The sequence below is a fragment of the Actinacidiphila sp. bgisy167 genome (genome assembly GCF_057707665.1).
In genome coordinates, this window is the sequence record NZ_JBYIQP010000075.1 from 1 (window position 1) to 20805 (window position 20805).

General features: G+C 70.0%; 10 protein-coding genes, 1 tRNA gene and 2 pseudogenes. 6 read left to right on the forward strand and 7 right to left on the reverse strand.

Annotated features, from left to right (window positions below):
• Positions 1-180, reverse strand: a 180-nt coding sequence (locus AC3ET4_RS24155; protein ID WP_431952814.1) for a CoA transferase, incomplete at its 3' end; no start/stop codon positions are given.
• Between the two features lie 186 nt (positions 181-366).
• Here AC3ET4_RS24155 and sucC point away from each other — a divergent pair.
• The 5 genes and pseudogenes from sucC to AC3ET4_RS24180 all read left to right on the forward strand — a co-directional run bounded on the left by sucC (position 367) and on the right by AC3ET4_RS24180 (position 4590).
• On the forward strand, positions 367-1506 hold the full coding sequence (gene sucC, locus AC3ET4_RS24160) for an ADP-forming succinate--CoA ligase subunit beta (protein WP_431952816.1): 1140 nt from the start codon (positions 367-369) through the stop codon (positions 1504-1506).
• A gap of 5 nt (positions 1507-1511) precedes the next feature.
• A complete protein-coding gene (gene sucD / locus AC3ET4_RS24165) occupies positions 1512-2387 on the forward strand; it encodes a succinate--CoA ligase subunit alpha (protein WP_431952818.1) in 876 nt (291 codons plus the stop codon).
• On the forward strand, positions 2384-2839 hold the full coding sequence (locus AC3ET4_RS24170; protein ID WP_431952820.1) for a carbonic anhydrase: 456 nt from the start codon (positions 2384-2386) through the stop codon (positions 2837-2839). Before sucD ends, AC3ET4_RS24170 begins: the two co-directional genes overlap by 4 nt.
• Positions 2836-4378: pseudogene (locus AC3ET4_RS24175) on the forward strand (aldehyde dehydrogenase family protein). The gene AC3ET4_RS24170 and the pseudogene AC3ET4_RS24175 overlap by 4 nt, the downstream one beginning before the upstream one ends.
• Positions 4379-4505: 127 nt before the next feature.
• Positions 4506-4590: transfer RNA gene (locus AC3ET4_RS24180), tRNA-Leu, on the forward strand.
• A gap of 733 nt (positions 4591-5323) precedes the next feature.
• Here AC3ET4_RS24180 and AC3ET4_RS24185 read toward each other — a convergent pair.
• The 5 genes and pseudogenes from AC3ET4_RS24185 to AC3ET4_RS24205 form a co-directional block, all read right to left on the reverse strand.
• Positions 5324-6496: pseudogene (locus AC3ET4_RS24185) on the reverse strand (recombinase family protein); the annotation flags it as partial.
• Positions 6497-6982: 486 nt separating this feature from the next.
• Positions 6983-10042 carry a pPIWI_RE module domain-containing protein gene (locus AC3ET4_RS24190; protein ID WP_431952822.1) on the reverse strand — a complete coding sequence of 1020 codons (3060 nt, stop codon included), beginning with the start codon at positions 10040-10042 and terminating at the stop codon, positions 6983-6985.
• 60 nt (positions 10043-10102) lie between these two features.
• Positions 10103-13846 (reverse strand): pPIWI_RE_Z domain-containing protein, encoded by a 3744-nt coding sequence (locus AC3ET4_RS24195; RefSeq protein ID WP_431952824.1) that lies wholly within the window; start codon positions 13844-13846, stop codon positions 10103-10105.
• A complete protein-coding gene (locus tag AC3ET4_RS24200) occupies positions 13839-15080 on the reverse strand; it encodes a pPIWI_RE_Y domain-containing protein (RefSeq protein ID WP_431952826.1) in 1242 nt (413 codons plus the stop codon). Before AC3ET4_RS24200 ends, AC3ET4_RS24195 begins: the two co-directional genes overlap by 8 nt.
• The gene (locus tag AC3ET4_RS24205) at positions 15073-16818 is read right to left on the reverse strand and encodes a PD-(D/E)XK nuclease family protein (RefSeq protein WP_431952828.1); all 1746 of its coding nucleotides are present in this window, start codon (positions 16816-16818) and stop codon (positions 15073-15075) included. Before AC3ET4_RS24205 ends, AC3ET4_RS24200 begins: the two co-directional genes overlap by 8 nt.
• 184 nt (positions 16819-17002) lie before the next feature.
• On the opposite strand from AC3ET4_RS24205, the gene AC3ET4_RS24210 reads away from it, so the two are divergent.
• Positions 17003-18472, forward strand: a complete 1470-nt coding sequence (locus AC3ET4_RS24210; protein WP_431952830.1) for a serine/threonine-protein kinase — start codon at positions 17003-17005, stop codon at positions 18470-18472.
• 127 nt (positions 18473-18599) lie between these two features.
• On the opposite strand, the gene AC3ET4_RS24215 is transcribed toward AC3ET4_RS24210, so the two are convergent.
• Complete coding sequence (locus AC3ET4_RS24215) at positions 18600-20627, reverse strand: HsdM family class I SAM-dependent methyltransferase (protein WP_431952832.1); 2028 nt, start codon at positions 20625-20627, stop codon at positions 18600-18602.
• Between the last annotated feature and the right edge of the window lie 178 nt (positions 20628-20805).

Genomic DNA, 20805 nt, shown 5'->3' on the forward strand with positions numbered 1-20805 from the left:
GGTGAAGTAGAGGCTGTCGACCCCCGGCACGTCCCGCAGCTGACGCCGGGTGATGTCACCGGCGGGTGCTTCCAGCTTCACCACGTCCGCACCCAGCCAGGCCAGCAACTGCGTCGCCGACGGACCCGACTGGACATGCGTCATGTCCAGAACGCGCACACCCTCCAAAGCCTTCGTCACAACCACGGTTCCTTCCGGTCGGGGGCCGGTGAGCGCGCCGGGCGCGGGAGTTCCGCCCTGCATCTGTACATTGCATACAGGCGACGAATACTGTATGCAGACGTTTATCCCGCATCGACGACCCGGTGTCCAGAGGTCTGCACCGGATTATCGTTCGACCCCGAGTCAGGGCAGGTGCGTTTGACGATGGATCTGTTCGAGTACCAAGCACGGGAGCTCTTCGCGCGGCACGGCGTCCCCGTGCTCGAGGCGTACCTGGTGGACGACCCCGCCGAGGCCCGAGCCGCCGCCGAACGCCTCGGCGGGAAGGTCGTGGTGAAGGCGCAGGTGAAGACCGGCGGCCGGGGCAAGGCCGGCGGCGTGAAGCTCGCCGCCGACCCCGAGGACGCGCAGGACAAGGCCCGCGCCATCCTCGGGATGGACATCAAGGGGCACACGGTCGGCACGGTCATGCTGACCCCGACCGCCGAGATCCAGGACGAGTACTACGTCTCCTTCCTCCTCGACCGCGCCGAACGCACTTTCCTCGCCATGGCGTCGGCCCAGGGCGGCATGGACATCGAGGAGGTCGCCGCCACCCGGCCGCAGGCCCTCGCCCGCGTCCCGGTCGACGCCGTCGAAGGCGTCACCGAGGCCAAGGCCCGGCAGATCGCCGAAGCGGCCGGACTCCCCGAGGAGACCGTGCCCGTGCTGACCGCTCTGTGGGAGGTCTTCACCGCCGAGGACGCCCTGCTGGTCGAGGTCAACCCGCTAATCCGCACGACGGACGGCCGCGTCCTCGCGCTGGACGGCAAGGTGTCCCTCGACGCCAACGCCCGCTTCCGCCACCCCGAGCACGAGGCGTACGAGACACCCGGCGCGGGCGACCCGCTGGAGGCCGCTGCCCGCGCCAAGGGCCTGAACTACGTCAAGCTCGACGGCACCGTCGGTGTCATCGGCAACGGCGCCGGACTGGTGATGAGCACCCTCGACGTGGTGGCCCACCACGGCGGGGCCCCCGCCAACTTCCTCGACATCGGCGGCGGAGCCTCCGCGAAGGTGATGGCCGACGGGCTCGGCGTCATCCTCTCCGACCCCGACGTCACCTCCGTCCTCGTCAACGTCTTCGGCGGCATCACCGCCTGCGACGCGGTGGCCGAGGGCATCGTCCAGGCCCTCGACCTCGTCGAGCTCACCAAGCCCCTGATCGTCCGCCTGGACGGCAACAACGCCGAGCGCGGCCGGGCCGTCCTCGAGGCGGCCGCGGCGTCGCTGGGCCCGCTCGTACAGCAACTGGACACCATGGACGGTGCGGCCGCGCGGGCCGCCGAGCCCGCAAGGAGCTGATCGCGATGGCCATCTTCCTCGACCGCAACAGCAAGGTGATCGTCCAGGGAATGACCGGCTCCGAGGGCATGAAGCACACGCGCCGCATGCTCGCCTCGGGGACGGACGTCGTCGGCGGCGTCAACCCGCGCAAGGCCGGTACGACGGTCGCGTTCGACGGGCGCACCGTCCCGGTGTTCGGCTCGGTCAAGGAGGCCGTCGGCACGACCGGCGCCGACGTCAGCGTCGTGTTCGTGCCGCCGCCCTTCGTGCGCGCCGCCGTCGACGAGGCCGTCGACGGCGGGCTCAGGCTCGTCGTCGTCATCACCGAGGGCGTCCCCGTCCATGACACGGTCGCCTTCCGGGCCCGCGCGGTCGCGGGCAACACCCGCGTGATCGGACCCAACTGCCCCGGCCTCATCAGCCCCGGGCAGTCCAACGCCGGCATCATCCCCGCCGACATCACCACCGCCGGCCGTATCGGCCTGGTGTCCAAGTCCGGCACCCTCACCTACCAGTTGATGTACGAACTGCGCGACCTCGGCTTCTCCACCGCCGTCGGAATCGGCGGCGACCCCGTCATCGGCACCACCCACATCGACTGCCTGCGCGCCTTCCAGGACGACCCCGACACCGACCTGATCGTCATGATCGGCGAGATCGGCGGCGACGCGGAGGAGCGCGCCGCGTCCTACATCTCCCGCCTGGTCACCAAGCCGGTCGTCGGCTACGTCGCGGGCTTCACCGCGCCCGAGGGCAAGACCATGGGCCACGCCGGGGCCATCGTCTCCGGCTCCTCCGGGACGGCCCAGGCGAAGAAGGAGGCGATGGAGGCCGCCGGCGTCAAGGTCGGCAGCACTCCCTCGGAGACCGCGCGCCTCGTCCGCGGGCTGCTGCGGTGACCGCCCCCGCCAAGGCCGCGGGCGTCGAGCAGCTGCTCATCCGCAGGTTCCACGTGGGTGCGGCGCTCATACCGCTCGACCTCACGAAGAAGGAGGCCCGCACCGCGGTCGCCATCGTCGCGTGCATGGACTCCCGGCTCGGCGTGGAGGCGATGTTCGGGCTGCGGCCGGGCGACGCCGACGTCATCCGCAACGCGGGCGGGTGCGTCACCCGCGACACCATCCGCTCACTGCGGCTGAGCCAGCTGCGGGGCGGCACCCGCGAGATCGTGCTGGTGCACCACGAGGACTGCGCGGCCCTGGGCGGCGATCCCGCCGAGGACCTGCTCGCGTGCCTCGCGCGTCTGCGCGACACCACGGAACTGCCGCACACCGAACTGGTGCGGGGCTTCCTCTACACCCGCGACGGCGCGCTGCGCGAGATCCGCCCGGAACGAGCGGAGAGGCGGTGACCTGGACCCTCAAGCCCGGCGCGGCCTGGGTGGACGCCTGGCGGCGGTGCCGGCGGGCCGCCCCCGAGGCGTTCCGCGACGACCGGGTGCTCAGCCTGTGGGCCGGGACCTGGCAGGCAGGCGGCCGGGTCCTGCCCGCAGCCAGCCCCCTCGACGGCACCCCCGTCGCGGGGGCGCCCCGGCTCGACGCGGAGACCGCCCGGCAGGCCGTCCGCGCCGCCCTCGACCAGCACCGAGCCTGGCAGGTGGTCCCCGTGGCCGAGCGCAGGGCGCGGGTCTCGGCCGCCCTGAACGCTCTGTGCGAGCACCGTACGCTGCTCGCCCTCCTGCTGGTCTGGGAGGTCGGCATGCCCTGGCGGCTCGCCCAGGCGGACGTCGACCAGGCCGTCGACGGCGTCCGCTGGTACGTGGGCGAGATCGACGAGATGGTCGAGTGGCGCCGCCCCCTGCCCGGTCCGGTCAGCAATCTCGCCGGGTGGAACCACCCCATGAGCGTCCTGGTCCACGGCATGCTCGTGCAGACGCTGGCCGGCAACGCCGCGATCGCCAGGGCCCCACCGAGGGGGCCTGGCCTGCCTCGCCCTGGCCTGCGCGCTCATCGCCCGCGAGGACGTACCCGTGACCCTGCTCAGCGGCGGCGACGATCTCGCGGCGGCACTGGTGCGGGCGCCCGAGGTGGGTTGCGTGTCCTCTCTCGGCGCCCGGGACGCGGACGCCCGGACCGCCGCCGCGCTCGTCGACCCGGGTGGACGCCACGTCCTGCAGCAGGAGGCCCTGAACTCCTGGGGCGTCTGGGACTACAGCGACTGGGACTGCCTGACCGGGCAGCTCCGTGCGACCTTCGGCCACGCCAAGCAGTGCTGCACCGCCTACTCCCGCTTCGTGGTGCGGCGCGAGCTGTACCCCCACTTCCTGTCCGCCTACCTGCCCGCCGTGCGGTCCGTACGGCTGGGCCATCCGCTCGCCGTGGACGACCCCGGGGACGACCTCCCCGAGCTCGACTTCGGCCCGCTGATCAGCGCGGCCAGGGCCGAGGAACTCGGCGACCTCGTCTCCGAGGCCGTGGGCCGCGGCGCGATCCCGCTCCACCGCGGCAGCCTCGCCGACGCCCGCCTCCTGCCCGGTCAGGACAGCTCCGCCTACCAGGCGCCCGTCACCCTCCTCAACCCGCCGTCCGCCTCCCCGCTGCACCGCACGGCGCCCCTCGGCCCGGTCGACACGATCGTCCTGGTCGACACCGAGGCGGAACTCCTGGCCGCCATGAACGCCGGGAACGGCGCCCTCGTCGCCACCCTCTCCACCGACGACGAGGCCGCCTACGCCCGCCTCGCCCCGCGGATCCGCGCCTTCAAGACCGGCCACAACCGGCCCCGCTCCCGCGGCGACCACGCCGAGTTCTTCGGCGGTCTCGGCGCCTCCTGGCGCGGCGCCTTCGTCGGCGGGGAGCTGTCGGTCCGAGCGGTCACCCAGGGCCGCGCGGACGAGCGCCCACCGGGGAACTTCCCCGACCACCACCTCATGCCTCCCGAGGCGGCCTAGCGATCCCGGTGCCGGGGCCCACCCGGCCCCGGCACCCCCCGCACACAGCGGATACGCAGGTGAAACCCACCCCGAATCCTTGGTATCGTTGTCCATGTCGCCGCGGGGCCCGCCCCGCGCATCACCTGTCCGGGTGGCGGAATGGCAGACGCGCTAGCTTGAGGTGCTAGTGCCCTTTATCGGGCGTGGGGGTTCAAGTCCCCCCTCGGACACGATCTTTGCACCAACGGAATGCTGGTCGGGAGCGATCCCGACCAGCACTTTGCGTTGTGCCGCTTGGTAGGTCATGCGCAGCCCGAGTGCGCGGTAGAGCCGGTTTTTCTGGGTGCCGTCCGCGTTGCGGAGCATGTCGGCGGTGTCGCCGGCGGCGTTCACGAGTTCGGCGATCCGTTCGCGTGAGAGCACGCGAGGCTTGGGAGTGCGCAGCTCGGAGACGGCGCCTGCCTTGCGGGCTTCGGTCTCGGCAATCCACTGAGCGACAGTTGTGGAGTCGGCGGCTCCGGAGTCGATGAGGGCGCGGTAGCGGGTGAGCTTGGCGTCGCAGTCGCGGACGACGGCTGCTGCGGAGGATGCGTCGGCAGCCTCCAGTTTGTTCTGCGCTTTGTACAGCCGGTCGATGGTGTCCGTCTTGCGGCCTGGGGCGAACTGCAGGGAGATCCACTGGTCGAGTGCGGGGATGATGTCGCGCTCGCGGAAGAGCACGTTGCGGGGGTGGTCGACTTTGTTGGCCAGGGCGTACTGCTGGGGGAACCGACATCGGTAGTAGGCCTCGTCGTGGGACCACTGGGTGCCCATACGGCGTTGGCAGAGTCCGCAGGTGATGAGACCTTGCAGTTGGTAGTCGTGGCGGCGGCTTCGGTGTTCGCGCGGGCCGCGGGATGCGGGTCGTGTGGCCAGTAGTTCTTGTGCGCGCCAGAAGACGGCAGTGTCGATGAGTGGTGGGTGGACGATCTCTTTGGACCAGACCCATGTGTCGTTGCCGTTCCACTTCATGCGGGTCTGGTAGCCGAGGGCGACATCTTCGACGTTGAGGAGAACTTCCTGTTTGCGCTGCTTGTTCCAGATTTGGTGGCCGGTGTAGCGGGGGTTGGTGAGGATGGCACGGATGGTTCCCTTGTTCCAGGCGATGCCGCTGCGGTGGGTGTTGCGGGCGGGGTCGTGGGCGGAGGGGCAGGGGATGTCGTCGGCGGTGAGGCCTTCGGCGATGGCGTACAGGCCCCGCCCGTCGAGGTACTCGGCGAAGATCCGCTGGACGATCGGGGCGGCGACGAGGTCGACTTCCAGGCGGTGCAGCCGCTTGCCGTCTGCTGCCTTGGCGGGGTTGGGGTGGGGCCCCGCATCTGCGATCCGGTAGCCGTAGGGCGGCCGACCGCCCAGGAAGCGGCCCTCGAGCTGGGCCTGGGAGGACATGGCGGCCCGTACACGGATCTTGATGCGGTTGCGTTCACCCTTGCTCATGCCGCCGAAGACGGACATCACCATGTCGTGGGCTTCACTGTTGGGATCGACCCGCCCGCCGACTTCGGGGACCCACAGCTCGACGCCGTAGTGCACGAACAGCGGGAAGGTAAGGCTGAACTGGTTGTCGTAGAAGACGCGCTGCGGCTCGCCGACGACCACGGCGGCGAACCCGCGATCCGGGTTCTTCAGAGCGGCCAGCAGTTCGGAAGCCCGGGGGCGCCGTTTCCATGGCAGGGACCGGCTGTGCCCGACGTCGAAGTACTCGGTGACGATGCGGCCGCCTACCGGCTCGATGAGCGTTTTGGCGCGCGTGAGCTGCCAGTTCCGGGACGCCTCCGGATCTTGCAGATCCTCGGTCGAGCACCGGCCGGCGAAGGCGAAATCGGTCATGACGATCCTTCCGACGGCGACACCCCGGCCGTCGCGCCTGCAGCGACAGGACCGGGCGGACGTCCTGTTGTAGCGGGACTCTCCGCACAAGCGCCAGCGGGACCGCCGTCGGCGCGGCTTGCCGCCGCCGCGAGAACGATGTCCAACAGAACGGCGGCAGCGGCCTGAGGCAAGGCTGGCAGCACGCCCGGCACCTCGACGGTGAGGTCCTTGCCGGCGGGGACGCCGCTCATGCAGCGCACCCACGCGGCCGTGACGAGTGGGCATATTGGGACCGAACGGCCATGAAGTATCCGCTTTGGAGTGGATGGCTCACACGACCGGCGGAGCCGCACTGTCCCTGGCTGGCCACCGGGCCGCGGGGACTCTCGACGGTTACGAGGACGCGGGCAGAGTCCACTACTTCGTCGACACCGTACACGCACGGATCAGTAGGCGCCCCACCATCGTCTGGGCGACAGGGCAGGTCCCACGGCGTGGGCGCGGGTGCGGTGCATGCCATCGCAGCTCCCTTGCTCTGCAACATCGGGCACGTTCTCACCGCCTATAGGCATCCGCGGGCCGAGAATTGACATCAGCCTCCGCTCATGTCACTCCCCTGGGGCCAGTGACGCGCTGGACCCGCTCACGCGGTCGTGTCATCCCCTCGGTGCCCGTAGTGGAGTCGTTGCAGACGCACACAACCGGGACTGAGTGCCGAGGTCGGCTCGTGATACTGGCCATGGACTCTGTGAGTCGGGGTCCCCACCGGAATCAGTGCCACTCTGCGCCCTCCTCGCCGTCGGGCTGAATTGCCAGCCCGGGCGCGTCTGCCAGGTCCGGGTCATCGACTCCTAGGTCGGACGCGGGTACGGCCGCTTCTTCGACGGCTGTCCCGTCGCTCTCCACCAGCGTCGGAAGAACGTAGGCCTGGGCCAGGCCTGCCAAGTGGAGCGGCAGCGGGAGGGACAGAGCGGCGGCGTAGTCCGGTGCCTGGCGCAGCTGGTGCATGGCCAGTGCCAGGGCTTCTGCGTCGTCCGGTTTTCCAGATGCCCCAAGGCCATGGTCATCGTCCTCATGGCAACCAAGCACCGTGATTTCCATCAGTGTCGGGTTCCAGGCGCTCGTGCCCGCCTGCGAGGTGAGGTTGCCCGCCGCGTTGACCCTGGTGGCCAGCCGGTCGAGGGAAGGTGAGATCGCGTGCGTCCCGGGGCGTTCCGTGGTGCTGTAGAAGACCCGCCCGCGCGGTGCGGTCCTGGACGACGGCGATGCGGGCAGGGCCCAGAATCCGGCTGGCTGTCCGTGCGGCTTTCCGGGCTCGGCCAGACCCCACCACTGCGCGGTCTCGCGGCCGCCGCACCCGCGTACACGTACCAGGCGGAGCTCGTCGTCGAGCCGGCCTGCCGGGGCGTGGCCGGTCTTGATCAGATCCCGTTCGGTCTGGCCGTCCTGCAGCCAGGGCCAGTGCAGCCTGCTGTTTTGGGCGTGGGTGATCAGCACGGTCGGCTGACCTCGGAGGGAGTGCAGTACACGCTGGAGGAATCGAGCGGTCTCCTTGCGCTGCTGGGCGAGGTTGGAGCGCCACTGCTTCCCGGTGACGTAGGGCGTCTTCGGCAGTGAGTCCTCCGTTCCGCCGTCGTTGGCCGACGACGGAACGGAGTCCGCGAATGCCTGCGGATCGATTTCGGCCTGCTTCACGAGGCCGAGCAGGAACCGGGGGTAACACACCCATTCCCCTGCGGCGTCGTCCCAGCCCTGTACGGCTGCGAGGCCGTCCCCGTCCGGGAGCGGTGTGACGCGGACGGCCACAGGCAAGTGCTTGGGCAGCCGGGTCGGACCATCCTTGCGGCGCTTCACCATCCACACCGCCGCGTAACTCAAGTTTTCGGGCAGGTCGTCGCCGAGTGTGTGCTGGGGCAGGACGCGGACGCCGAGCTGGCGCAATCCGTCGAGCCACGAACTGTGGGTGCGGTGGTCGAGGCTGTCGACGTTGTCGATCTGCCGGTCGGCCGACGGGGCCACGACGAACTGGGTCAGCAGGCCAGCGTCGGCACACCCCAGACGGATGGCGAATTTTGGGTCCGTGGCCGCTGGACGGAACGTACTGACGTGTGCGATCTCCACGAGGGCGAGTGCCGGGCTTGACGGGTCGGCTCCGTCCACACTGAGCCAGGCGCGCAATGCGCGGCGGCGCGCGGTCACGGCCGACGCGATGGCCGCGCCTTTCCCCTTGACCGCGGGATCGGGCGCGAGTCGGTCGCCGAGTCCCTCGCCCAGGGGCAGGCAGCGCAGCCGGAGGGTCAGTTCCGCCGTCCGCCATTCCAGGACGACCGGTGCCCCGGGGACCGCCTCGTCGCATTCCCGGTCCGTTACCTGGTCCGCGGTGATGCCGCCGTCACCGTCGAGCCCGAGGGCCTTGGCGAACTGCGACACCGCTTCCTTTCGTACCTCGGGTGACTGCCACAGCAGCCGGACTTCGACCACGGGCGGATCGTCCTGTTCCGAGCCGCTGCTGGCGATCCGGTACTGGGTCGCCAGCGCCACCCGCCGTGCCCGCGTTTCGCGCAGCAACTTGTTCTTCTTGGCCTCGTCGGTCCTTGGCTTGGGAGGCCGGTTCTCCGGAGCGCCGATGCCCTTGCCGCGTCCGCGTGACAGGTCGGGTACCCGGACCAGCGCTTCGGGGAGGGCTTGCTCGGCCCATTCGGTCAGCCGGGCGCGCTGGTTGGGCATGAAGCCGGTGCCGATCTCGTGTTTGCCCATCCGGGTGCTGTGGACCACTGCGGCGCGCACCCCCGGGCCTTCGCCGATCCAAGAGACCGGTTCGGTGAGGAGCTGTTCCGGGTCGGGGAAGTTGCCGGCGAGGCTGAGCCCGCGCAAGATGCCCGCACTGTCGTTCTCCGACCAGACGAAGGTGTCGGCCTGCCGGTCGCGGCGCAGCCGTGCGAGTGCGTAGCGTTCGGTGGCCGGTGCCCCGGGCAGCCAGGGGATGGTGGGCCGGAGGTAGACCGTAGTGGCCTCCCGGTAGGGCAGTTTGAGCTGCTTGGCGGCACCCTGCGGATGGGTGGCCCAGCGGCGTACGCCCCAGTGGAGGTGCAGGTGCGGCTTAGGGGTGAAGGGGGTGGTATGCAGGGAGATGTTCAGGACGACAGAGAACCACCACTCCTTACGCTTCACGGTCCGGCACAGCGGCTGCGACATGAGTTCGGCGCCCTGGTCGCGAGGCCCTCGGGGCAGTGCCCGGAAGCGCAGTTCCCCGCCTTCGAACGGGTATGGATCGAGGGTCAGAATGCGGCGCGCCATGGCGTCGGTGGCTAGCTGGAACTGCTGCGATTCGGGGGCCGCGGTGCCGCCCGGCGTCGTCTCCGCGGTGAGCAGTTCGACGTTGGTGACCGACTGCCAACCGGGCAGGTTCCGCTTCAACTCGGCGCTATTGGCGAGCAGCAGCGAGTGGAACCGCGGGTCCTGTGAGGCCTCCTTGGGCCCGAGGGTGCGCAGCCAGGCGTCGAGGAGCTGCTCCATCGCGCGCCCCGGGAGCGGATCAGGGGACGAGGCGGGAACGTACATCCAGAAGTCCTCGTCGGATTGCGGGCCCGATTCGACGGGGATGCGGGGCCGGGGGCGGACGATCACGTCAGGGGCAAGGGTCTGCAGGACGCCGTCGAGCCGGCGGGTGGGCAGGGTCAGCTGCCGCTTGTCCTCGTCCCGGCCGTGGTTGTGCAGTTCGAGGAGCCCGGCGTGCCAGTGCTCGGGAAACGGGAGTGCACGGAAGTCCTCTGTCCAGGGTGCGCCGCTTTCTGCCAGGTGGTACGCGGAGCGGCGGATGTTTTTGTACATGTCGGTTCTCCTTGCGTTGGCGTGCGTGATCGGGCGCTTCGACGGCTCGTGCGATGTGTGTCAGTCGCCGTCCCCGCCGGGGAGCGACGGTCTGCCCATGGCGCACAGCGCGTCGTAGAGCGGGCGGTAGAGCAGCTTGACGAGTGCTGCGTCGGCGGAATCGGGGTCTGCGCCCGCAGGGTGGGTGCGGTCGTCCGTGAAGTACGGGGCGAGGACGTCACGCAGCCGCACCAGGAGACCCGGGTCGCTGCTGCGGCGAGGCCGCGCTCCCTGGCCGGTGAACGGCGCTTGGGCAGCCGCGAGCTGCGGTGCGAAGGCCGCGTCGACGAAGACGACGCGGGCCGGCACGCCGCCGCGCACCAGGCGTCCGATGACCTGCCAGATGGTGACGAGCTGGTCCCAGACGAAGGACTTCTTCTCGTCATCGGAGAGGGAGGAGTAGATATAAGGCCGGGACAGGAGGTGCCGCCAGACGCCGCGCGCGGCTGTCCGGAACGCGCCTCCGGCCTCGTTCAGTCCGCCGGCCTCGGCCACCATGTCGCTGAATGTCCCTTCGGGGCGCCTCAGCTGGTCTCGTACGAACCGGGTGGCCCAGTCGTTGACGGCGAAGACGGCCAAGGACAGGTCGTCTGAGCGGGGGTGGGGACGGACGAGGAAAAACACCGATCCGAACGCTGCCACTCGCTCCTCGCCCGGACGCTGGGGGGCGGTGAGAATGTTGTGCCCTCGCTCGATGGCGAGGAGAGGAGCGACGAGCAGTTCCGCATCCGGGTCGTCGGCGAAGGAGGCCAGATCGCCTCTCCGGATCGCCCCTGTTCCTGTTCCGGTGCCGGCTCTCCGACTCCCTGCTGCTGGCGCCCCGTCGACAGCCGTCTCCAGCTCGGCGTCATCGGCTGCCAGGACGCGCACGCGGCCGCGCCAGCGGGGGATCTCGTTCAGGGCAGCGGCGGCCGTCCTGGCCTCCTTGTAGCTGCCCACGAGCAGTAGCGCGCGCTTGCGGCGCTGGTCGGTGATCTGGGCGAGTTCGCTCTGCAGCGGGGAGGAGGTGCCATCACCTCGTGACCGGGCGAGCCGGTCGATCACCAGGCGCAGGACGTCCTCACGGCGGTCGGGGTCCTGCCCGGAGAGCCTGATCGGCTGCCCGGCGGCGTCGTACAGGAACTCGGTGCGGAACACGGTCTTGCGGATGGCGTCCAGCGCCTTGGGCTGTGGTTTGAGTACCGCGCGCACAGGGGCCAGGACGTGGGCGCGGGTGGAGGTGCCGGCCCAGCTGGTGCCCGACATCAGCAGGATGTGGGGGCCGGCCTGTCCCAGTCCGGGGTCGGCTCCGAGCTGGGGTAGGTTGAGGAGCAGTTCGCGGCCGATGCCTGCGCAGCGGAAGAAGCGAAGGGTGCCGGTGCGGTGTCCGTCCTTGTTGCTGGCGGCGGCCCGTTCGTCGACCAGGTACTGGAAGCCGAGGACGTTGCCCATAGGTGCTTCGGGCAGCAGTGGCGCGTAGTCGAGGGGTGGTCGGCGCGTCAGTTCATGGCTCGCCGAGTCGAGCCGAAGTGCCGCCTCCACCTGGGGCCAGAGGAAGGTCACCCGGTCCAAGCGTTGATGCAGAGCGGCGAGAACGAGGGTGAACTCCAGTCGGTGTGCCTGGAGTTCACGCCACTCTTCGCTGAGCGGCACATCCTCTGGCGCCACTTTCTTGTCACGCCTGGCCACGGGCGCGGGGCGTTGCTCCGGTCCTGGTGCTCCGACGAGCAGCCTATCGAGAAGTCCGCGGACTCGGCGTCGCGTCTGTTTCTCATCAAGGGTGTGCAGGACGTCGAGGGTGAGGGCGGTCAGCTCGTCGGCCGGGTTCCCGTAGGGGCCGTGCCCGCCGAGTGGGTCGTCCCGGAAAGTGTCGAAGAATCCGGTGATCTCGGTGCGGCGCTGGGTCCAATCCGTCTCTGGGCCCGCTGCGTGGCGATTCTCGCCCAGTCCGTCCTCGTCCTCGTACAGCGCGCTTTCGTCCTCGACGTCGACCGGATCCGGGCTGTCGACCCGGCTGCGCGACGGCGGGTACCAGGCGTGCAGCAGCTTCTCCTGGAGGGTCCAGGCGCTGAAGTAGTCGATCTGGACCCAATTGCGCAGCCCTTCGTCGTCGATGAGCATGGCGTACAGCCGGTCCGCAGTGGATCCGACGACGTCCAGGGCGGCCGACCACCGCTCCACGTCCTGGTTGGAGAGCTGAATCCGGCCCTGCCGGGCGAGTTCGGCGATCTCGTGTGTCTGCAGCTGGTCGAGCCAGGAGTCGGAGACGCCGGTGTTCGTGACGAGCGTCGCCGAGGGCGCGAACATCTGGTCGAGCTGCATCTGTACGCGGTCGGTCTCGTCGACGATCATGATGTCGCTGCGCAGGCAGGCCAGTTCGAGGTAGCGCAGACGTTCCTCGTTGAGCTGCCGAGGCACGGCGGTCTGTACGAGGCTGGCGGGGTTGGCGACCCAGATCAGCGCGTCTACGAGGGCGCGCGAGGGGGTGTGCCTGGGGCAGGCGCTCCACAGCGGGCAGGCGTGCGGAGCGCCCAGGTCGTCTTCTTCGGAGTCCTCCACAGCGGTTTTGTGTTCAACGGCTCCCCGGGCGCGTTCGAGTGCACGTAGGGCACTGTCGTCCACTGGTTGCTCGGCGGCGTCCTTCCGCCGTGTGGGGTGGAGGGCCCCACACGGCGCGTCGTTGTAGCGCAGTGGCTCGGAGGTGTCGAGGGCGCGCAGCGCGTCCAGCGGGCAGGCAGTACTGAGGTGGGCGAAGACGGGGCTGGTGTGGGCGAGCAGGGAAACTTCGCCGCGTGCGGCGAACCTGCGGTGCAGCCGCTGGGCGTGCTGCGGTCGGGTGGTGCCGCCCTGGACCAGGGCAGCGCTCAGACCGAGTGTGCGGAACAGTTCAGTCAGGGCGAGCTGTTCGGCTACGTCGCCGACGACAAGGGTGATCCGCAGGCCGTTCCGGTGCGTCCAGACAGCGATCAGGGTCATCAGCGTCGACTTGCCGGCGCCGACCATGCCGACGAGGTGGGTGAGCCCGTCGAGCGGCAGCGCGTTCGCCTCTTCGAAGTCCGCACCGTCCGGGGTACGGGTGTCGAGGTCGAGGTGGTCGAGGCGCTCTTCCCAGTTCCCCGCCTTCAGACCGAGCCGCTGTTCCTCGGCGTCCATCCACCGTGCCACCTCTGCGAGTTCATCGAGCGGTACGAGGCGTGGGGCTGCGGTGAACGGGCGCTCGGCTGTGAGAGGGTGCCCAGGAAAGGGGTCTCGTACCAGGTCGCCGGGGATGATGACGGAGGTCCGTCGGTGGCGGCGGTCCATGAACCGGTGTTCGCCCTCCTCCGCTTGGGGCAGCGGTTTGGCGGCGAAGCCGGGGAGGTTCGCCAGCGCGTTGTCGTAGACGGCGAACCGGTCGGCAGCCACCTTGAGGGGGACACGGTGGGCAGGCTCCCCGGCCGCCGGGACTCGGTATGCGCGCAGCCGTTCGGGCAGCTCCAGGTAGGCGTCCAGGCATTGCTGCCACATCCGGCCGCGCCGCATTGGCCACAGAAGATGCCGGGCCGCAGTCAGCGCGGTCTCCTCGGCGGGCCCGACGGGGAGTTTCGCGGCCCGCGCGAAACGGACTCCATAGCCGCCGAGGAGAGTCCACGCTCCGTCGGCGGCATGGCCGGGTGCCACGGTTTCCAGGAGGTTCAAGCCGAGCTCAACCTGGCAGAGCAGGGCGGGCCGGATCTTGGCGTGCTCCTTGGGCCAGGGGCCCAGGGCAGCAACGACCGGCTGGTACCAGCTGCTGCGGTCACGCACGATTTGCTCCGTTCTTCCGGGCGCCGTCGCTCGGCGCCGCCTGTTCTACCGCCGGGGAGCCGGCCGTGCTCCCGGTGGAGCCGGGTCCGATGGACGCGCCCGGCCCGCGTTCGCCGGACAGCCGCAGCTGTGCTGCCCGCATGAGCTGGTTGTCCGTGAGCAGCCGCAGGCCGCCCGCCCCGGGGCCGCGCTCCCTGGCGTAGACATCGAGGTAGTCGCGGCGGGTGCGTACCCGAAAGCCGGGAACCACCCAGCAGGCCTCGTCGTACGGTGGATCGGCCCGAACCGCGCTCGCGGCGCGTCCGAGGAAAGCGGGATGTGCCCAGTCCTTGACGTCGATGGCCCACACATGCCCGTCGGGAAAGGTGATCCGCAGGTCGTACGCATCGAAGCCCGGCCACATCTCGACGCTGAGCCCGAGCGCCCGCAGCTGGTCCTCCAGGGAGATCTCGGCTCGTCCTGGTCCGGTGACGAATTGCCGCAGCGGTTTGCGCAGTTGACGCAGTTCTCCCACCTCGGCAGCGACGAGTCGCCGTCCGTGGGGAGCGGGTCCCCGGTGGCGGCACTGGTCGCGCTCGCACCACCACTCGGTGTCGGACACCGGATGGAGCAGGGTGAGGCAGCGGTGGCAGCAGAGGTACGCGCCGTCCCGCCGACGTCCCAAGGGCACGGGGGCGTAGATCTCGTCGATGAGGAAGCGGACGGGGTCCAGGTAGAGATCGGTGCTGACCTCGGCCCATTCTGCCTCGGTGAGGACCGGCCGGGTGACCAGGAGCCGACGGAAGGCCGTGTACGACTCGGGCGACGACGTGGCCCGGCAGGCACGCAGCGCCTCGTGGATCACCAGCTCGTCGTACTGTCGGCCGGTGCTGTCGCCGTATCCGCGTACGGCGAGTTCATGACAGAGCTGTGCGGGCTCTCCTGAGTCCGCGTCGATCAACCGGTCGGCGCGGCCGAACAGCTCGGTGGGAAGCCGGTCAAGGGGCCAACTGCTCAGAGGCCTGCGACGTGCCCAGTGCACCATCTCGGGTACTCCGGCCGGCGGCTGGGCGCCGTTGCGCAGGCACTGCAGTACCAATGCGTCCAGGGCCCGCTGTGCGGCGTCCGGATAGGGCAGGGCGAAAGAGCCGAGGTCCTCGACGGTCGCCAGGGCCAGGACGGCGGTGGCGACGTCCCGAAGGAGCATGACGTCGGGGTTGGACAACCAGTCCGGTACAAGCTGCTGGTCAGTCATGGGCGGGGTCGTCTCCTCGCGACAAGGTGTCCGCGTCGGGGATCTCCGGGTGCGGGTGGTCGGTGACATAGGCGGTACCGGGCCGGCACCAGGTACGGGCCTGACAGCCATGGCAGTGGCGGCCGGTCCGCGGCTCGTACGTGGTGTCGTCGAGGAGCGGCTGAGCGAGTTCGGCGATGACGGCCCGGGCCTCGTCCACGTTCTTGGCGCGGCCGGGGTCGATGCGTTCGAGGCGGCTCTGACCATGACCCTTGCACAGGTGCTCGAGTTCGACCCAGGAGCGGCGGGGGTCGTCGCCGAGCACGCCTGAGTCGAACAGCAGTACGCCGAGGGCGAGTTGAGGGTAGGCGCGCATCAAGGACTCGCGCTCCCACAATGGGCGGGCCGAGGTCTTCGTCTCGCGCCAGATCCACCGCCCGCGATGGGTGTACACGAGATCGGGCTTGGCGAGAACGACCACGTCGAGTTCGGGCACGTAGGCCGTTACCCGGTGTTGTACGAGTACCTTCTCGTCGGTGTCGAGCCCGTTGAGCGGGCACAGCAGCCGGTGCTCGGCGAGCATGCCCATGGCTTCGTGTGCGGCTGCATCGTCGAGTCTGGTCCTGGCGCGTATCGCGGCCAGATCGGGGATCGCGCGGTCCCGGCAGGCGCGGAGCGGGCGTTCGCCGTGCTGGGCGTCGAGCCAGGAGTCGATGGCCCGTCCGCGCTGGGCGCCCTGGTTCTCGGTGGAGAGGTCGCTGAGGTGCAGGTGTCGCACCAGGTGGTACTGGGCCGGGCATTCGGCGTGCAGGCGCAGATCCCAGGCGGAAAGGGAGCGGCGCTTGCGTACCGGGACCGAGGGCTGCCCGTTCCACAGCCGCGGGGTGCGCTTCAGCTCCGTACAGCCCGCGATGGCCTTGCAGTCCACGCAATTCTCCCAGGGGTGAGTCCCGGTCCCGGTGGCGGCTTCAAGGAAGGCCGGCACCGCATCGGCCGTGAACCGCTGCTGCGCCTGATCGGGCCCTTCAGACAGAAGCGGTTCCACCGAACCATCGGCGCATCCGAAGTCGAAGACGCGGATCAGTTCGGGCAGCCGGACGCTGTCGGTCGCAGCGGGCGGGGGCAGGGAACCCGCCTTCCGCCGGGGTGTGGGCGCTCCATACGCCATCACCTTGGCCACAGCCCCGAGTTCGGCGTCGGGACGTACCGCCTTGGCCCGCCCCAGGGAGGGCAGCCACAGGTCGCGCACCGCCCCGTCCTCAGAGGCGTACATGCGGCCCCACAAGGTGTGCTCGTACTGCCGGACCCCACGCGCGTCGGGGGCGTCAGTGCGGCGGGTGCGCCAGGTCCACGGCTGCTTCACCGGCTTGGTCGGCGGGAGTCCGGCCTCGACGGCGGCGGCCTGTTCAGCGGCGCGGGCTGCCGCATAGCGCTCCACGGCGGCGGCGGTCCAGGCGAGATGAGCGGGGTGGACCGGCGCGCCCCACCCCCGGAAAGGGCCGCGAGTGGTGCGGAGTTCCTCGCGTACCCGTGCGAGTGGCCACTGCTGGTGCTCCATCAGGTCGAGGGCCGAGAAGAGTGGGCCGAACCCGAATTCCTCGCGCGGTGAGCGGCGGAGCGGTACGGCCGGCTCGGCGACGAGCAGGGGCCGCATCGCGATGCGGCGGTGGGTGGGACAGGCCGCGCCGTCGGGCCGTGCCATCCGGGGGCTTGCTTTGATCAGCCAGTCCTGACCGGCGACGCCTGCTGGAACCTGCATGGGAGACCCCCGAGGGCGGTGGCATGGGCAAGAAGGCGCCCAGGACCGAGGGGACTCCGAGAGGACCGAGCGCACTTCGAGCATTCCATGGATCTGTGAACTCAGTCAATGAATTGTCTGTGCTGAAGCTCCTTCACGCTACTCTGGTACGCCTGATGGCGCAGGAGTGCGAAGGGGCACAGCGGTGGATGCGGATGCGTACAGGCCCGGTGCGGGCGATCTGGTCGACGGGTGCTACGAGTTGAGCGACTCGCTCGGCAAGGGCGGGATGGCTCAGGTGTGGCGAGCCCGTGAGGTGTCCGACGGGCGGGAGATCGCAGTGAAATTCCTGCGTCACGACTCCGAGGCCCTTCACTGCCTGGACCCGCAGGAGCGGGAGGCGGAACTCACCGTCAGGAACGCCCGATTCCAGCGCGAAGCCAGGCTCCTGGGCACGCTCGACCACCCCGGGATCCCCGAACTGTACGGCAGCGGATCGCACCAGGGCATGCCATACATCGCCATGCGGCTGGTGAACGGCGTGAGCCTGCGGACGTTCCTCGACGAGCACAGCCCGCTGCCTCTGGCCACGGCGGTCGCAGTCGCCGCGCAGATGGCCCACGCGCTGGCCTGCGCGCACACGCTCCCGGTGGTGCACCGGGACCTCAAGCCGGCGAACGTCATGATCGACGACGAGGGGCGTGTCGTCCTCATCGACTTCGGCATCGCCAAGCCGCTGCGCTCCGACGCCACGCGCTACACAGCGCACGGTTCAACGCTGGGCACCCGCGGCTATCTGGCCCCAGAACAGATCCTCGAGTTGGATCCCACCACGCGGACGGACGTCTACTGTTTTGGCTGCATCTTCTACGAACTACTCACCGGGCGGCCCCCGTTCCCGCTCGGTGCGGACTCCGGCCTGACCGACAAGCACCTCAACGAGGTGCCGTTGCCGCCGAGCGTCCACGCGGCAGGCATCCCTGAAGCGATCGACGATCTGGTACTGCAGATGCTCGCCAAGAAGCCTGACCAGCGCCCCTATGTCGACGAGGTCCTGGCGGTCCTCGGCCCGTTCGCGCCCCGGTCCGGCGATCCCGAGACCCGGCCCCGCACCCATCCCGATCCGACCGCTCCCTTGCGTCGGCCGGAGGAGCTGACCACGTGCCCGCGCGCCGTCCCCGTGCCTCCGCCCGCCGTGTCCGCGCCGGTCGAGGGGGAGTGGTTGGAGTACCGGACCATCGACAGGCTCTGCGCGCGGGCCGAGTCGGAGATCGCGTCCGGCGAACCCGGGGAAGCGGCAGTTCGTCTGCGTGAGCTGACGGCGCGGGTCCGCAAGGAGTGGGGAGATCGCCGCCCGGTGGTGCGCCGCGTCTGGCAGGGAGCCGCGGACGGACTGCGCCTCGCTGGCGACTTTGGCTCGGCTGCCCGCCTCTACCAGGTCGTCGACGAAGCCCTGATCCATGGCGACGGCCCAGCCGAGCGCGCCGAGCGCGCGGTGACCCGCCTGCGCCTGGCGGAATGCCGTCTCACCTTCGGTGAGCTGGAGGCGGCCGTGGCAGCGGTCGACACGGCGGGCCGCACGGCCGCCGGACTGCCGTCCGAGCTTGCGAACCGGGTCGAGGCCGTACGTGTCGCGGTCGACGTCCAGCTCACGGCACGCCTCACGGATCGGTGAACAGGGAGGATTGAAGTCTCGCCGCCCCGATTCGCCAGAGCCCCGCGAAAGCGTGGGGTGCGACCAACCGTCCGGGAGGGCGCGACCGACCGTCCGGGAGGGTGCGACCGACCGTCGTACCCAGCGCCTACGCCCCGCCCGTCAGCCGCCCGGATGCCAGTTCGTCACCAAGATCCCGAACGAGGTCGGCACCGAGGTCGGCCGCGCGCCGCACCATCCGCTCGAAGGCGGCGAGTTCCTGGAACGCCTTGCCGTAGCGCCGCTGCTCGCTGAGTGGAACCTGCCGTACCTGGAGGCGGCGGACGTCGATGCGGGAGGAGCTCGTAGCGTGTGTCCCAGCCTGCCGTGCGTTTGCCGGGGCCCGCAGCGAACCCGCGACAAACCAGGCGTCGAGCTGCTCGGGCTGCACTCGCACGATGAACAACTGGGGTCCGAGGACGATTGGCGGCCCTTCGTGGACCCAGGCTGAGAACTTTCGTGCCGCTCCCACCACGACGATGTCTCCCGGCTCGGCGACAACGGCTTCGAAGGTCGCCAGGTGCTCGGGCGCGAGGCAGCCTCGGGGTTCGCCGCCCATCAGCAGGTCAGGGACCGTGAGGAGCGGGATGCCGTCGTCGGGCGACGTGCCTTCCCGGACCGTCCCTTCAGGCGGCTGCTGTCCGCCGCGCAGGGTGAGGGCCCCGGCTCTGGCCAGTTCGGCCACCGTGGTCGCCGTCGGAGTGTCCGCCGCGGCGGCCGTGAGGTCGAGCGCAGCGAGCAGGCGGGCAGATTTGCCGACGCCCGTGGTCAGACCGGTGAACTCCTTCCAGGACGCGGCCAGTCGAGGGGCAGGGTCCCTGGGCGACGGGGTGATGTGGCGTCCGGGGGTGAGGTCGACCTCATCGTCGAGGAGCTCGATGACAGGCATCTGCCGTACGAAGGGAGAGTCCGGGGCCGTGTCCTCGTCCGGCGAGCGGACCTCGTCGAAGGCCTCGCGGACAAAGGAGCCGATCGCCGCCCAGTCGGGAGTGGTGTCCCGGGCCGTCGTCCGCGGGAAGCGGGATGCCGCGTCGACCACCAGCAGCCTGCCGCCGGCCTGCGACTCCTCCCCAACACCGGGGGCCCGCAGCACCCACAGGTGCAGCGAGACGCTGTGCGGGGCCGCGCATCCCGGTGGCAGCGCAACGATGGCCCGCAGAGCGCCAGTACGCAGCAACGAGCCTCGGATCCGCCGCCCGGCGCGCCGTGCCGCCACGGCGGGCGGCAGCAGCAGCACGGCCGCGCCACCGGGACGCAGCCGGGCCAGGCAATGCTGCACCCAGGCGAGTTCGGGTTCGGTACGAGGGGGCAGACCGTGGCTCCAGCGGGTGTCGGTCGCCAGTTCCTCGTATCCCCAGTCCCGCTCATTGAAGGGAGGATTGCATAGGGCGATGTCGGCGGAGGTGTCGGTGAACGGGTCGTCGCGCAGGGAGTCTCCCGCTCGAACGTCGATGATCGGCCCGTCGTCCGTCGCCCCATCGCTCCCGAGCCTCAGGCGGGCCTCGGCCAGGTCGGCGAGAACGGGGTCGAGCTCACCGCCCAGGAGGCTGCCAGCACCCTCATGGGCCGCGGCTGCGAGTAGGTGCCCGGTGCCGCAGGCCGGGTCGACGGCCGTGATGCCGCTTGTGCCGTCGAGTGCGCAGAGAGAGGTGCGCAGGGCGAGCTCTGCCATGAGCCGGGCCAGCGGCTGCGGTGTGGTGGCGATCTGGCGTACGTGTACGTCGAGCCAGCGGCGGAGCAGGAATTCGAAGGTATCGGATCCTCCCTCACGGAGTCCGAGTTTCACGGCCTGATCGACCAACGCGCGTGTTTCACCGGCAAGTTCGTTGCCTGCGGCCGCCCTGCCCGCGAGCCGCCGTCCCGCTTCGGCGAGGGCGGTCCCCACCGCGTCACGCCCGCCGAGCGCGTCGAAACGAGGCCACAGCCACTCCCGCTCCGTCGATTTCTTGATCTTGCCGTTGGCGCGCAGCCAGGCCTCGATCTCGGTCATGGAGAACTGAGGGTTGACATCCGTGCCGCCGATGCGTGCGGGGAATGTCGGATGCCGTCGCCGCCAGTTGCTGACCGCGGCCCGCCCGACTCCCGCGAGGCGGGAGATTTCGGCCAAGCTCACCGGCACGGTAAGCGATGAAGACATCTGCACTCCCAGGCATTTTATAGCAAATAGGGGCTTCCCCCCGGCTGTGGGTGCGTGATCAGGCCACCCTCCCCCCTTCGCGTTTGCCAGGCTATACGAACATTGACTCTGTTCACAGTCTCATCAAGCCGGGCTTGAGGGTCTACCGCACACCGTCGAGGAACTCGCTCGCCCGCCC

Coding starts and splice junctions, on each gene's coding strand:
- sucC (WP_431952816.1), top strand. CDS start 367: ATGGATCTGTTCGAGTACCAAGCACGGGAGCTCTTCGCGCGGCACGGC.
- sucD (WP_431952818.1), top strand. CDS start 1,512: ATGGCCATCTTCCTCGACCGCAACAGCAAGGTGATCGTCCAGGGAATG.
- AC3ET4_RS24190 (WP_431952822.1), bottom strand. CDS start 10,042: ATGTACAAAAACATCCGCCGCTCCGCGTACCACCTGGCAGAAAGCGGC.
- AC3ET4_RS24200 (WP_431952826.1), bottom strand. CDS start 15,080: ATGACTGACCAGCAGCTTGTACCGGACTGGTTGTCCAACCCCGACGTC.
- AC3ET4_RS24205 (WP_431952828.1), bottom strand. CDS start 16,818: ATGCAGGTTCCAGCAGGCGTCGCCGGTCAGGACTGGCTGATCAAAGCA.
- AC3ET4_RS24215 (WP_431952832.1), bottom strand. CDS start 20,627: ATGTCTTCATCGCTTACCGTGCCGGTGAGCTTGGCCGAAATCTCCCGC.